Below are 13,495 nucleotides of genomic sequence, written 5' to 3' on the forward strand. Positions count from 1 at the left end.
TGAAAAAACCATACAGTAAATATAATTTCTAGATCAATAAAATCAATGTGATCAATATATTCTTTGATGATATAAGCTTTCACTGCCAGGCTTTAGCGCTAAAGTTTAAATCGTTTTCCGTAAGCGATGACGTTCATTACTTAACCCGTTTCTTGTTTAACCGCATTCTTGCGCAAACAAAGTAGTATTTTGTTTTTGCTCATATATCTTTAGCTAACATATGGCGTCCATGTGGCTTCACGATGGAAAGATGGTCTATGATTTAAAAGTATGATCCTAGCCAAAATAAATGAATCGGCAGATCTTCTAATCCTTTGTATCAAAGCATAAAGATCATTGATTATAAATGATTGATGTCAAATTATTGGTATGAATAGTCTGAGGCTTTGATTATAAAAATAATGTTCGTTTTTTTTAATGATTAAAAGTGAGATAGAGGATTCATCACTTGAGTGTATTTCAATATAACATCTTGACAGTATGGAATCGAAGCGGGGCGTTCTAAATTGGCTGAATATATTTATTCGATAAATCAGGGCTGTCTTTCGAATCAATTCGCAGATTTGAGGATAATCATTGATTTGAAAGCAAAAAAAAGAGAACCAAAGGTTCTCTTTTTTTGATAATAATCTAAGCGATTATTATTGAGCAGCTGAAGCAGCAGCTGAAGCGTCAGCAGCAGCAGCAGTAGCGTCAGAAGCAGCAGCAGTAGCGTCTGCAGCAGCAGTAGCAGCAGCGTCAGTAGCTGAAGCAGAAGCAGCGTCAACAGCAGCAGTAGCTTCAGAAGCAGCTTCTACAGCTTGAGAAGCAGCAGCGTTTGCATCAGCAGCAGCTTCTTCAGTTTTTTTAGCACAACCAACGAAAGCTAAAGTAGTAGCAACTGCAGCAGCAATAGCGATTTTTTTGAATAACATGGCATCACTCTCATAAAATTAATTGAGACAAAAAACCCAAGTTAGCCTGTTTTTTGCTTTTTGCATGAGCAGTCTAACTGGTATGCGAATATGCTATCACTGCGCATTTTTAATTGCTACTGTCTAGATGAAAAAAACTGACCAAATTGATGAAAAAATGATGCTTTTTTAACAGTTAATTACAATTAATTCGCACTTTTAGATTGGATTATTGATAATTAAGTTATTAAAAAATATAAAAAATATGTGAGAATGATTTTTATATTCAATTATTTGCAAAATGCTGTTACGCCAAAAATCAGCAATTGTATATTTATGTAAATTCTGTCAACCAAAAAAAAGGTCACTATATCAGTGACCTTTTTTGACTTTTTATACCAATCAGTTGGCAGCTTTACGCTTCATTTGATCAAAGAAATCGTCATTGGTTTTGGTTTCTTTCATACGATCTAAAAGGAATTCCATCGCCGCTAACTCATCCATTGGGTGGAGAAGCTTACGTAAAATCCAAACTTTGCGTAGGTTTTCTTCACTCATGAGGCGTTCTTCACGACGAGTACCTGATTTCTTGATATTCATGGCAGGGAAGACACGTTTTTCAGCAATACGACGATCCAAGGTAATCTCTTGGTTACCCGTACCTTTGAATTCTTCGTAGATCACTTCATCCATTTTACTGCCTGTTTCAATCAATGCAGTTGAAATGATTGTCAGTGAGCCGCCTTCTTCAATGTTACGTGCAGCACCAAAGAAACGTTTCGGGCGTTCAAGTGCATGTGCATCTACACCACCAGTCAATACTTTGCCTGATGACGGTACAACAGTGTTGTAAGCACGTGCTAAACGCGTGATTGAATCTAGCAGAATCACCACATCTTTCTTATGTTCAACAAGACGTTTGGCTTTTTCAATCACCATTTCGGCAACTTGTACATGGCGTGCTGGAGATTCATCAAATGTTGATGCAACAACCTCGCCACGAACAGTACGTTCCATTTCAGTCACTTCCTCTGGACGTTCATCAATCAAGAGAACGATAAGGAAACATTCAGGGTTATTACGGACAATGGATTGAGCAATGTTCTGTAACAACATTGTTTTACCCGCTTTAGGCGGTGCAACAATAATTGAACGTTGACCTTTACCAATAGGAGCAACCAAGTCAACAACACGTGCAGTTAAATCTTCCGTTGAACCATTTCCTAGTTCCATTACCAATTGCTCAGTTGGAAACAATGGGGTTAGGTTTTCGAATAAGATTTTATTACGTGAATTTTCAGGTGTGTCATAGTTAATTTGATTAACTTTTAATAATGCAAAGTAACGTTCACCTTCTTTGGGTGGGCGAATCGTTCCCGTAATCGTATCACCTGTGCGTAGGTTGAAACGACGGATTTGTGATGGGCTAACATAAATGTCATCAGGACCTGCAAGATAAGAACCTGCAGCCGAGCGTAGAAAGCCGAAACCATCAGACAAAATTTCAAGAACACCATCACCAAAGATTTCTTCACCATTCATTGCATGGCGCTTTAGGATGGCAAAAATGATGTCTTGCTTACGGTTACGAGCCATTCCTTCAAGGCCCATAAACTCAGCAATTTTAATGAGTTCGCCAATCGGTTTTTTCTTGAGTTCAGTTAAATTCATAAATGGTCAGATTGAATAAGGATGTGTGGAACACAGATAAAGAGAAAAGAAGCAAAAGTCGCCAACAGTGCAATAGGTGAGTTGATGTTGTATAGACACAAAAACAAACTCAGAGTCTATGTAGTTCTTTCGAGGAGAAATATGTAAAACAATTTCTGTTGCCGAACGGCGATCTTATGTGTTGTCCTTTAAGAAACAGGCAGAGAATCCTTATGTTCCTTGAGCATGAAATATAAGTGAGATCAACAAGTTTGTCAAATTATAGTCGAAAAAAAATACGCCAGAAAATCAAGCGTATTTTTTGTTTTTGCAGATTTATACAAATAATCTATAAATTCAGCAAATTAAATATTTTCTTCGATGAAAGCAGTCAGTTTAGATTTCGGCACTGCACCGATTTGTTGAGCAACCACTTCACCATTTTTAAACATCAATAATGCTGGAATGTTACGGATATTATAGTTAACTGCAGTTGCTTCGCATGCAGTCACATCCACTTTAACAATCTTTACTTTGCCTTCAAATTCTGTAGAAAGTACTTCAAGAACAGGTGCAATCGCTTTACATGGTGCACACCAACCTGCCCAGAAATCTACAATTACAGGAATATCTGATTCAAGAACGTCTGCTGCGAAGTTGTCATCAGTTGTGTTTACGATATTGCCAGACATGGATTTTGCTCCAAAAATATTTTAAAGATGAATCAATCTATGAAGCTAAGTATTACATAGACATCTTTAACAATGTAGGGGAATGTTTAAATTTTCATTCTTATTTGTGAGAATGTCCAATTGATGCTCACGATATTTACAATCGGTTCCTTAGAAAACTCAATCTAATTGTCACATAATTGTCATATATGCTGAAAAAATAATGACTCATCAAATTGTCTAAATAAATGGCTTTTAAAAAGCGTGCATGTGAATTAATCTAAGCAACAATTCAGTATGAGTTTGTATAAATAATGTCTGATTTTTTGATTGATGAAGAATTACTTGCTGCCATCGATATGGGGTCGAATAGCTTCCATTTAGCAATTGCTCGAGTGGATCATGGTGAAGTTAAAAAAGTTGCTTCGATGTCAGAAAAAGTTCAGCTTGCTGCTGGATTGGACGAGAATAAAAACTTAACTGAAGCAGCACAACAACGTGGTTTAGCCTGTTTGGCACGTTTTGTAGGAAGACTGAGTTCAGTGCAACCAAATCGTTTACGGATTGTTGCGACGAACGCTTTACGTCAAGCAAAAAATGGGCATGAATTCATTCAAAAAGCAGCTGAAATTCTACCTAAACCGATTGAAATCATTGCAGGACGAGAGGAAGCACGTTTAATTTATTTAGGTGTTTCTCATACCATGGTCAATAGTGGGCGCCGTCTGGTGATTGATATTGGTGGCGGTTCTACAGAATTAATTATTGGTGAAGAATTTGAGCCAATTCATACTGAATCTTTACAAATGGGATGTGTGGCATTCACAAAAGCCTATTTCCCTGAAGGTGATATCAACAGTAAAGCTTTTGAAAAAGCAGTTGTTGCTGCGCGTAAAGAACTATCTTCTATTGCCAATACATATAAGGCAGCTGGATGGGACACAGTGGTGGGTTCGAGTGGAACAATCAAAGCGTGTCGTCAAATTGCTGTCAATATGGGATGGAGTGATGAACAAGAGAATTTAACTCGAGAAGGTTTAGAAAAATTAAAAGACAAACTTTTAAAATTTAAACATATCTCCGATATGGAGTTTGATGGATTAAAAGAAGATCGTCGTGCTGTTTTACCTGCGGGTATTGCGATTCTCTATGCTGTTTTTGAAGTACTGAATATCGATAAGCTGGTTTACTCTGATGGTGCATTACGAGAAGGCGTCATGTATGACTTGCTTGGGCGTTTTCAACATGAGGATATTCGAGATCGTAGTGTGCAAGCGATGGTGGGGCGTTATGGTGCGGATGCCAAGCAAGCTGAACGTGTGGTTGAAACAGCACAACATCTCTTTAATGGTGTAGCAAATACCTTACATTTAAATAGTGATGACAGTGATCTATTGCGTCGCGCAGCTTATTTACATGAAATTGGTTTGGCAATCAGTCACAGTGGTTATCAAAAACACAGTGCTTATCTCTTACAGCATTCTGATATTCCTGGTTTCTCACAAATTGATCAGAATCATTTGTCACATTTGGTCGCTCACCATCGTCGTAAATTACGTACCGATGCCAAACTTGATGTGCTAAAAGTAGGTGGAAACAAGCTACTACACCTATGTTTGCTCCTCCGTCTCGCTGTTTTACTCAATCACAGTCGCAGTGATGAGATGCTTCCTGCCATTGAATTGACAGTGGATAATGCGCAACAATGGCAACTCAGCGTTTCTGGCGATGCCAAGCAATGGCCTTTACTGGTTGCAGATTTGCATGATGAGCAAGTGCAATTTAAGCATTGGGACATTGAATTGAATATTCAGTCGGAACAGTTTATCGATTAACTAAAGGTCTTGTGTTGATTGAATGAATTGTATAAACCATTCAATAGCACTTGATCCTGAACTTCCGATGTGTGAGGCATCGGTGAATTAGGGATAATACTCGACTTATGAAAAATAAAGCTGCTCAATCTAAAGCTTGGAAAACGGTTCAAATTGCACGTCATCCTGAACGCCCGCAATTTTTGGATTATGTAGGCGAAATTTTTACTGAATTCGATACCTTACATGGCGATCGTCTTTATGGTGATGATGGTGCAATGGTTGGCGGATTGGCGCGTTTTAATGGTCAGCCTGTCATGGTCGTTGGTCAGCATCGTGGTCGTAGTACCCGTGAAAAATTACAGCATAACTTTGGGATGTGTAACCCTGAAGGCTATCGTAAGTCACAGCGTTTGCTGGATATGGCAGAACGTTTTAATCTTCCAGTATTCACATTTATTGATACGATGGGGGCTTACCCAGGCATTGGTGCTGAAGAACGTGGTCAAGCAGAAGCGATTGCAACCAGTCTTGCTCAACTTTCAAGCTTAAAAGTTCCTGTTATTGCAACAGTTTTAGGTGAAGGCGGCTCTGGTGGGGCTTTGGGAATTGGTGTGGCAGATCGTGTGGTTATGCTTTCTCATAGTATTTATTCAGTGATTTCACCAGAAGGCTGCGCTTCTATTTTATGGAAAACAGCGGACAAAGCGGAACAAGCCAGTGAGGCACTTGCACTTACGGCAGACAAACTCAAAGAGTTAGGTGTAGTTGAATATGTTGTCGATGAAGGCGAGGGAGCACATTTGCAACCATTTGAGGTTATGGAAAAACTCAAAGATGTGTTAAAACAAGCACTTGATGAATTACAGCCTATGACTGCGGAAGATCGATGCGAAGCACGTTATCAACGTTTAATGAAGTTTGGCAGCGACAATTTAGGTCTCGCTTCTTAAAACAACACGCTCAATTTGCTGAAAATACGCATTTCCTCATCGGATGCAGTGGTGGCATGGATTCCATGTTATTGCTGCATTTGATGGTGCAGTTTTTCCCTCATCACGTCCGTGCAATATACGTCAATCATCAGTTACAAACAGCCAGTGATGAGTGGGCTGATTTTGTTGCTCAACAATGTACCATCTTACAGATTCCTTATATTATTCAAAATGTTCAAGTTGCAGAAGGTAATCTTGAAAATCAAGCGCGTCAAGCCCGTTACGATGCTTACCTTCAACATATAAAAACCGACGAAGTATTGGTACTCGCCCATCATCAACAAGATCAAGCTGAAACCCTGATTTTACGCCTATTGTCAGGTGCAGGTGTTGCTGGATTATCTGCGATGAAATCAAAAGATCAGCGCGAAAGATTGACCATTTGGCGCCCCTTGTTGGATATCTCACGTGAGCAGATTTGCCAATGGGTGCAACAGTTACAGATTGCCTATGTCAATGATCCGACTAATCTAGATACCCAGTATGATCGTGCGTGGTGTAGACATGAACTTTGGCATATTTTGCAAAGCCGTTACCCCAAAATGCAACAAGCATTGGCGCGCACCAGTTATTTGATGCAAGATGCCAATGAAATTCTCAATGAAGTGCTACAACAAGATCTTAGTTTCTGTGGAAATGAAGAAAAGCTTGATTTAATAAAACTCAAGCAATTGTCATTGGCAAGACAGCGCCAACTTCTATCTACATGGATGAAGGGACGGGACACCTATCGACCTGCTTTTGAAATGGTGCAGCGCCTACAGGATGAAGTGATTGACTCTAAAACAGATTCACAAGCAGCATTACATTGGAATCATTTCTATTACTTGCGTTACCAAAATCATTTATATCGCGTTGAACAGCAACACTATTTAGCAGCGCAATCGAAACAGCAAGTTCCCGAGCAAACATATCAATTTCAACTTCATCAGCAACTACAATTCACATCTGGTGTATTTCAAATTGAACGCTCTAAAATAGGTCTGTCTTTTGCATTATTTAATCAGAAGCTGACATTGAAACCACGTTTAGGTGGTGAAAAAATTCATCTTTATGGCAGAATAGGCGCTTGGCCTTTAAAAAAGGCGATTCAAGAAGCACATATTTTTCCTTGGATGCGTCATACAATTCAAATATTAAGTGTAGATAATGTTATGCTTGGGGTGTTTACACCAAATGGTTTTTGGTTGGCACAGTCTGAATACTGTGAAATCGGTGGTTGGCAACCAAATTTAATCTCTAAGATAAAAACTAAGGTCGAGTGTGATTCATGAGTGCAGCTTTAAATTGTAATATTACTTTCATTGGTGGTGGGAATATGGCTCAAGCCCTAATTGGTGGCTTATTGAGTCGTGGCTTACCTGCTACACGTATTACAGTTTCTGATCCCTTTGAAAAAATTCGACTGTTGTTACAAGAAAAAGATGTCCATGTTACTGAAGACAATATTGAAGCGATTAAACATGCAGATATTGTTGTATTTGCAGTAAAACCTCAAGTTTTAGGGAGCGTGCTTAAGCCCTTGAAAGGTTTACTTGATGATAAATTGCTGATCTCTATTGTTGCCGGTGCTGAAATTAAAACGATTTCAGATTTGACGGGCAGTGAGCGAATTGTCCGTGTAATGCCGAATACTCCTGCATTGGTTCAAACTGGTGCACATGGTATCTATGCCAATCCAGAAGTGAGTACAAAAGACCGTGAATTGACCACGCAGGTTCTTGCGGCAACTGGTTTAACCCTTTGGGTAAATTCAGAGGCACAGATTGATGCTGTAACCGCAGTTTCGGGTTCAGGTCCTGCATATTTCTTCTATATGATGGAAAGTATGATACGTGCTGGTAAAAATATGGGGTTGGATGAAAAGGTGGCAACAGCATTGACGTTGCAAACCGCATTGGGCGCAGCACAAATGGCAATTACCAGTTCAAGCGCTCCATCTGATTTACGTAAAAATGTAACTTCCCCAAATGGGACAACTCAAGCGGCTTTAGAAGTATTTGATCGCGCTCAAATCTCTCAAAATATTCAAACAGCTTTGGCTGCTGCGCAAAAGCGTAGTCAGGAATTGGCTCAAGAATTAAGTGACAGCATTAAATAATTTTTGATTTTAGGAACGTTCAAGTATGGGTGCAAATTCTGCGCAAATTTTTGGCATTATTATTAACGTAGCGATTTTGCTCGTATTCTTTCGTTTTTTAATGCAATTGGCGATGGTCAGTCCATACAACCCTGTGGTGATGTCGACAGTCAAAGCAACCAAGATTGTAGATCTATTTAGCCGAATTTTTCCGACGATGGCGAAAGGGCGTGTCAATACGGCTGCTTTGGTTTTAGTGGTGGTGTTATATCTACTCAAAATCTTTGGCATGATGTATTTGCAAGGTGCAATGCCAAATAGTCCTGTACACCTCATTATTCTCACTTTTGTGACCATGATTCAGGACTTGATTCGCTTTTGTCGTTATTTAATTTTTGCGACGATTATTTTGAGTTGGGTGGTGATGTTCACTCAATCAAGATCGCCTTATATTGAAGTGATTCAAGAGTTGGCTGAGCCATTATTGGCACCGTTCCGCCGAATTATGCCAAATATGGGGATGATTGATCTTTCTCCTATTTTGGCTATCTTGGCATTGATCATTGCTGAAAAAGTCATGGAATATGCTGCAATTGCGCTACTAACTGGTCTTTAATAGGCAATATCCTTTTAGCGTCAAATAAATTGATGATCTTTTATTTAAAACCGAGTTGTATAACCAACTCGGTTTTTTTATAGGTTATGGATGTTTTTTTTGATAGTATCTGTTGACATTTGGGGTTTATAATTTAATCTACAATGGGAACCATAAAAATATACAAGCTAATGCAACAGAACTTTCATAGTTTCGTTTTAATTTGTCATGTCGAGTAGGCTATTCCTTTTAATTGCTTTAATCTCCAAAACATATTTTCTACTAAGTGCATGATTTTATATAAATACCAATCCATATGGTCATTGTTTGATTGGCTATTGGATTTATTAGGTATATTCGCTTTCGTTCGAGTTACTCTAATCCGCTCTCTTAATGGCACTGAATCGTAGCCTTTATCTGTACATACAAGCTCTATCTCATTTAAATCGAGTTTTGAAATTAAATAAGGTGCGACTTTAATATCATGTGTAGTTTCATCAGTGATAATAATTTAAATATTGTGAGTAACTTACCACTACATGACCAGCGATTAAAACGTTTAAAAATTGAGTTGGGTTGTCCAAAGCAAGTGGGTATATGACGCCAAGGTATCCAGTTCTTATTCTATGAAGAATCATCTCAATAAAATTTCTCAAATTAGATTTGAGATAGATATTAAAATTTCAGAAAATAAAAAATAGTTTAGACCAGTGTTGATCGTTCAGTATAGAATGGGGTATAGCAATCGTAAAATTAGTTTTGTTATTTTATTATATCACTAGTTTTTTGGTAACAGAATCAATAGACTTTAATTGTATCAATTAGTTTATTGAAAAAATTGTAGAAGCATATTAGTTGAATTATTGCTACTATAAAAAATTATAGTAGAGATGTTAATCTCTAGTTGTACCATCAATTATGTTACTAAAGTGTTTATCGTCTTATAAAAATATACCAAATGTAAAAAATTACATAGCTAATTGTTTAAATTGAAAGGTGAGATGAAAATGAATTCAGCTGAAAGAAATTGTTTGGATGCTATTATTAAATTATATCTATTAGAAACAATTAATTATGAAAATATACTAACATTATTTAAAGAGTATTTACAACCTGTTTTTAAGTATGAAAGTTTGATTGCTGGTGTTGGAGAAATTGAATTGACTCGTGTCAAAATAGGAGAAATTATCTCAATAAACTACCCAATTGAGTTTTTAGAGCAAATTGAAAAAGTTACCACAATTGAAAAACGATCTTTATTAGCATATTGGTTAGAAAAGCAGGAGCCAATTTATGTTAATAGTGCTGATATGGATAAAAATTTATCAGATTTAGAAATAACTGAAATTAAGCAGTTTCAACTAACACCAATGCTTGTTCATGGTCAACGTGATTTATCTGGAAAGTTTTCAAGTTATTTTAGCTTTAGACAGTGCGGAATAGAAGAAAATAAAGCAAAATACTTAATTAAAGTATTTATGCCTTATTTGCATCTTATTTTAGCAAGAGGATTGCAATGGGAATATAATAAGAATACAGATATCAATATAAAATTAACTAGTAAAGAATGGGAGTTAATTGATTATATTAAAAATGGAATGACTAATAAGGAAATAGCAAAAAATCTTAATAAAAGCCCGTCCACTATAAAAAATCAAATATTGCAATTATTTAGAAAGTTGAATGTTAATAATAGATCAGAGGTACTGTCAAAAATAGATGTATTATCTACTTCAAAATTAAAATAATGAGTTTTTAAATAGATAGTTTTGTTGAAAAAAAATTTAGTGAGATAATCTTTCATTTTAAATTTACTTAATGGCTAGAAAAAAATACAGTATCATTGCATAAAATTAGGTAGATGACTATCAACTAAAATATGACTTCGTTCATAATTATAGAAGCGTTGCCATGCAGTTGTAAGTTTATGAACCTTTTTATCTCAAAATAAATATTGATTCAAGCATTCGTATCAAACTGTACGATTTCGTAAAGCTATAGGTCATTCGACCTATTGATCTAAGTTAAGCTGAAAACTATTATTATTTTATTGTTTGGATGAAGTATTAAAAATGATTCAGAAAAATCAATTTTTAAAAATTGTTTGTGTATTAGTGATACTATGTGGAGTTTCAATTATGGGTTATTGTGGGTTGTCTCGTTTTTATAGTAAAACGAATACTGAATTATTTCCATTGGAAATTTCACGTGATAGTGAAGGGTTAAGTATAAATTTTGAGAAAAAAATAAAAATTATAAAAAATGATGGTTGGGGATTTTATTTAAATTATCCTACCTCTAATAATAAGAAGCAGATTAATGAAATTTATGAAATTTTAGATGATGTGAATTCTAATTTTAATATCAACTTTGAAATATATGATGATCAAGATAAGTTGATTAAATCTTTAAATATAAAGCCAAAGCCAGTCTATAAAAATGAAGAATATATGGGGCTGGAAATTTATGGTCTTATTTTGAGTGAGGGGGACTATAGAGTTAAAATTAATTCAAATAAATTGAAAGATAATCCAGTCCTTTTTAGAAATGTATCACTAGAGATTACAAATGGTCATAAACCTAAATAATTTATTAAGTCTTTTTATTGGATAAAATTTAAAAATTAAAATAATTTGATACTAAACTAAGCAAGAGTGATCGAATGTTTAAATTTTTATACATTTTTTATTAGAGGATAGAAATTAATTATTTGGAAATATATTTACTAACCAAAAAATAATAGTTTTATTAATTGAATAAAGAGAAATGGTAAATTATATCTTTAACTTTTTAAATCATTAATATAACCCACAGATTAAGGAAAAAATATGACACACACGATTACAATTAATATTGCAGATAGAGGAACCCCAGTTTTTCATGGTGGAGAAATGACCACAAGTGTTGCAGGACATATGTGGTATGAAGTTAGTGATGGGACTAGTAGTAATTCGTATGGTTTCGCTCCTAGGGAGGATAATTTAAAGCCATATCATGGAGACGGTGATGTTAAGTTCGATGATTCTGCCAATTATCAGGGACGAAGTTATACAAGAACAATAGAAATTACCGAAGATCAATATAATAAATTGGTTGATTTTGGTAGAAATTCTTCAGATCATGGTTTTAGTCAAACTTATGATGGCTTATCCAATAGTTGTATAGATTTTACATGGAAGGCTTTAAATGTTGCAGGTTTAAATCCAAAGGATATTGATGGAGCTATTTTACCTACGTCAAATATAGATGATGTGGCAGGAATTGTGAATTTCGATAAAGATCTCGAAGATTATCGTAATAAAATAGGTAAGATATTTGAACCATTCAATGATTTTAATTCCAATGGCGAACAAAAATATCATATCTATGATCCAATAATTTTGGATTTAGATGGAGATGGTATTGAAACTGTTGCTCAAAATAAATTCCAAGGCGTACTTTTTGATCATGATAATGATGGGATTAAAACTGCAACTGGATGGGTGAAACCTGATGATGGAATTTTAGTTATAGATAAAAATAATGACGGTATAATTAATCACGGTGGTGAACTATTTGGAGATAGTGTAACACTTGAAAATGGCACTAAAGCAGCAAATGGTTATTCTGCCTTAGCAGAATATGATAGTAATCAAGATGGAAAAATCGATGCTGAAGATAATGAATTTAGTTTAATTAAAGTTTGGCGAGATTTAAATCAAGATGGAGTAAGTCAAAAAACAGAATTATTTAGTTTGGAAGAAGCTGGAGTTAAGTCCCTTAGTCTTGCATATCAAAATACGTCAACTGCATTGGGTAATAAGAATATATTGGCTCAAACAGGTAACTACGAAACTATTGATGGTCAGACTAAATTGATGGGAGATGTTAATTTTCATTTTAATTCAGTTTATAGCGATTACCAAGAAAAAATAGAATTAACGGATCAGCAAAAACAAGTAGCAAATGTTAAAGGACTTGGAAGTTTAAGGGATTTGAGAGAAGCAGCAACTTTATCATATGAATTAGCTGCTACTCTCAATGCTTATTCAATTGCAGATACGAAAATTTTACAATTGGGGCTACTTGATCGACTTATATTAAATTGGGCAAAGACAGCTCCTAACTACACTGATAATGTTGTTTTTAGAAGTATAAATTGGATTAAAACAGAAAGTGAGGGTATAGGTTTAACACCAGGGCAGGAAAATCAGGTTGTTTTATCTCCACCTCTATCTGATGAGGCTCAAGCACAATTAGGTATAATTAATAGCCTAATGCCTATTTTGGCTTCATTTTCTGGAACAAGATCTGCAATCTTTTACTATAAAGATGAGAGCGAAATAAAGAAAATTTATGATCTTATAAATAATGCTTATGCTACTTTAAAATCTGATATATATGATGTTTTACTTTATCAAACAAGATTAGAGGAATATGTCTCTGAAATAAAAATAAAATTATTGTCAATGGATAAGTCCAATTTTTTTGATTATTCAAATTTAGAATTAAAGTTCAATAAAGTTTTTTCAGAAAACCCAGAAAAGGCAATTACAGACTTAAGTGATATGCTTACACATCAACAAGTATTTTTAGAGAATTGGGTTGAAAATGGGAAATTATTATTGGGAAATTATTTGAGTTATGCATTGGAAAATGGTGTTATAAATAATTTGTTAAATTCATATAATATTGTGGCCTTAAATGATTTAGGATTGATAATTGGTACTCAAGAGTCTGATATTTTAAAAGGAAATGTAAAAAATAATATATTAATATCTGGAAAAGGCGATGATATATTAAATGGTGATTCAGGTG

General features: G+C 35.3%; 10 protein-coding genes and 2 pseudogenes. 8 read left to right on the plus strand and 4 right to left on the minus strand.

Going from position 1 to position 13,495, the window contains the following annotated elements:
- Positions 1 to 641 precede the first annotated feature (641 nt).
- The 3 genes from AC1Z3T_RS13905 to trxA all read right to left on the minus strand — a co-directional run bounded on the left by AC1Z3T_RS13905 (position 642) and on the right by trxA (position 3,235).
- Positions 642 to 914: a hypothetical protein gene (locus AC1Z3T_RS13905; RefSeq protein ID WP_004827882.1), complete on the minus strand. Its 273-nt coding sequence runs from the start codon at positions 912 to 914 to the stop codon at positions 642 to 644.
- Positions 915 to 1,295: 381 nt separating this feature from the next.
- Complete coding sequence (rho, locus tag AC1Z3T_RS13910; protein ID WP_004827884.1) at positions 1,296 to 2,564, minus strand: transcription termination factor Rho; 1,269 nt, start codon at positions 2,562 to 2,564, stop codon at positions 1,296 to 1,298.
- A gap of 344 nt (positions 2,565 to 2,908) precedes the next feature.
- Complete coding sequence (trxA, locus tag AC1Z3T_RS13915) at positions 2,909 to 3,235, minus strand: thioredoxin (RefSeq protein WP_004827886.1); 327 nt, start codon at positions 3,233 to 3,235, stop codon at positions 2,909 to 2,911.
- Positions 3,236 to 3,528: 293 nt separating this feature from the next.
- On the opposite strand from trxA, the gene ppx reads away from it, so the two are divergent.
- The 5 genes from ppx to AC1Z3T_RS13940 all read left to right on the plus strand — a co-directional run bounded on the left by ppx (position 3,529) and on the right by AC1Z3T_RS13940 (position 8,719).
- On the plus strand, positions 3,529 to 5,049 hold the full coding sequence (gene ppx, locus AC1Z3T_RS13920; protein ID WP_005030896.1) for an exopolyphosphatase: 1,521 nt from the start codon (positions 3,529 to 3,531) through the stop codon (positions 5,047 to 5,049).
- A gap of 107 nt (positions 5,050 to 5,156) precedes the next feature.
- Positions 5,157 to 5,981, plus strand: a complete 825-nt coding sequence (locus AC1Z3T_RS13925; RefSeq protein ID WP_004827891.1) for an acetyl-CoA carboxylase carboxyltransferase subunit alpha — start codon at positions 5,157 to 5,159, stop codon at positions 5,979 to 5,981.
- On the plus strand, positions 5,918 to 7,297 hold the full coding sequence (gene tilS, locus AC1Z3T_RS13930) for a tRNA lysidine(34) synthetase TilS (RefSeq protein WP_100884583.1): 1,380 nt from the start codon (positions 5,918 to 5,920) through the stop codon (positions 7,295 to 7,297). Before AC1Z3T_RS13925 ends, tilS begins: the two co-directional genes overlap by 64 nt.
- Positions 7,294 to 8,124, plus strand: a complete 831-nt coding sequence (proC, locus tag AC1Z3T_RS13935) for a pyrroline-5-carboxylate reductase (protein WP_100884584.1) — start codon at positions 7,294 to 7,296, stop codon at positions 8,122 to 8,124. The genes tilS and proC overlap by 4 nt, the downstream gene beginning before the upstream one ends.
- Before the next feature lie 25 nt (positions 8,125 to 8,149).
- Complete coding sequence (locus tag AC1Z3T_RS13940) at positions 8,150 to 8,719, plus strand: YggT family protein (protein ID WP_004827896.1); 570 nt, start codon at positions 8,150 to 8,152, stop codon at positions 8,717 to 8,719.
- 138 nt (positions 8,720 to 8,857) lie between these two features.
- Here AC1Z3T_RS13940 and AC1Z3T_RS13945 read toward each other — a convergent pair.
- Positions 8,858 to 9,438 (minus strand): annotated as a pseudogene (locus AC1Z3T_RS13945) (transposase).
- A 267-nt stretch (positions 9,439 to 9,705) separates the two neighbouring features.
- On the opposite strand from AC1Z3T_RS13945, the gene AC1Z3T_RS13950 reads away from it, so the two are divergent.
- The 3 genes and pseudogenes from AC1Z3T_RS13950 to AC1Z3T_RS13960 all read left to right on the plus strand — a co-directional run.
- Positions 9,706 to 10,446, plus strand: coding sequence for a helix-turn-helix transcriptional regulator (locus AC1Z3T_RS13950; protein WP_157810998.1), 741 nt, complete (start codon positions 9,706 to 9,708; stop codon positions 10,444 to 10,446).
- A 324-nt stretch (positions 10,447 to 10,770) separates the two neighbouring features.
- Positions 10,771 to 11,286, plus strand: a complete 516-nt coding sequence (locus AC1Z3T_RS13955; RefSeq protein ID WP_100884586.1) for a hypothetical protein — start codon at positions 10,771 to 10,773, stop codon at positions 11,284 to 11,286.
- A gap of 240 nt (positions 11,287 to 11,526) precedes the next feature.
- A pseudogene (locus tag AC1Z3T_RS13960) lies at positions 11,527 to 13,495 on the plus strand (hypothetical protein); the annotation flags it as partial.

Source organism: Acinetobacter sp. B-6 (assembly GCF_056930735.1).

Bases quoted from the DNA above. Each gene is read 5' to 3' on its own strand.
- trxA (WP_004827886.1), bottom strand. From the start codon at position 3,235: ATGTCTGGCAATATCGTAAACACAACTGATGACAACTTCGCAGCAGAC.
- AC1Z3T_RS13955 (WP_100884586.1), top strand. From the start codon at position 10,771: ATGATTCAGAAAAATCAATTTTTAAAAATTGTTTGTGTATTAGTGATA.
- AC1Z3T_RS13950 (WP_157810998.1), top strand. From the start codon at position 9,706: ATGAATTCAGCTGAAAGAAATTGTTTGGATGCTATTATTAAATTATAT.
- AC1Z3T_RS13905 (WP_004827882.1), bottom strand. From the start codon at position 914: ATGTTATTCAAAAAAATCGCTATTGCTGCTGCAGTTGCTACTACTTTA.
- AC1Z3T_RS13925 (WP_004827891.1), top strand. From the start codon at position 5,157: ATGAAAAATAAAGCTGCTCAATCTAAAGCTTGGAAAACGGTTCAAATT.
- AC1Z3T_RS13940 (WP_004827896.1), top strand. From the start codon at position 8,150: ATGGGTGCAAATTCTGCGCAAATTTTTGGCATTATTATTAACGTAGCG.
- rho (WP_004827884.1), bottom strand. From the start codon at position 2,564: ATGAATTTAACTGAACTCAAGAAAAAACCGATTGGCGAACTCATTAAA.
- proC (WP_100884584.1), top strand. From the start codon at position 7,294: ATGAGTGCAGCTTTAAATTGTAATATTACTTTCATTGGTGGTGGGAAT.
- ppx (WP_005030896.1), top strand. From the start codon at position 3,529: ATGTCTGATTTTTTGATTGATGAAGAATTACTTGCTGCCATCGATATG.
- tilS (WP_100884583.1), top strand. From the start codon at position 5,918: ATGCGAAGCACGTTATCAACGTTTAATGAAGTTTGGCAGCGACAATTT.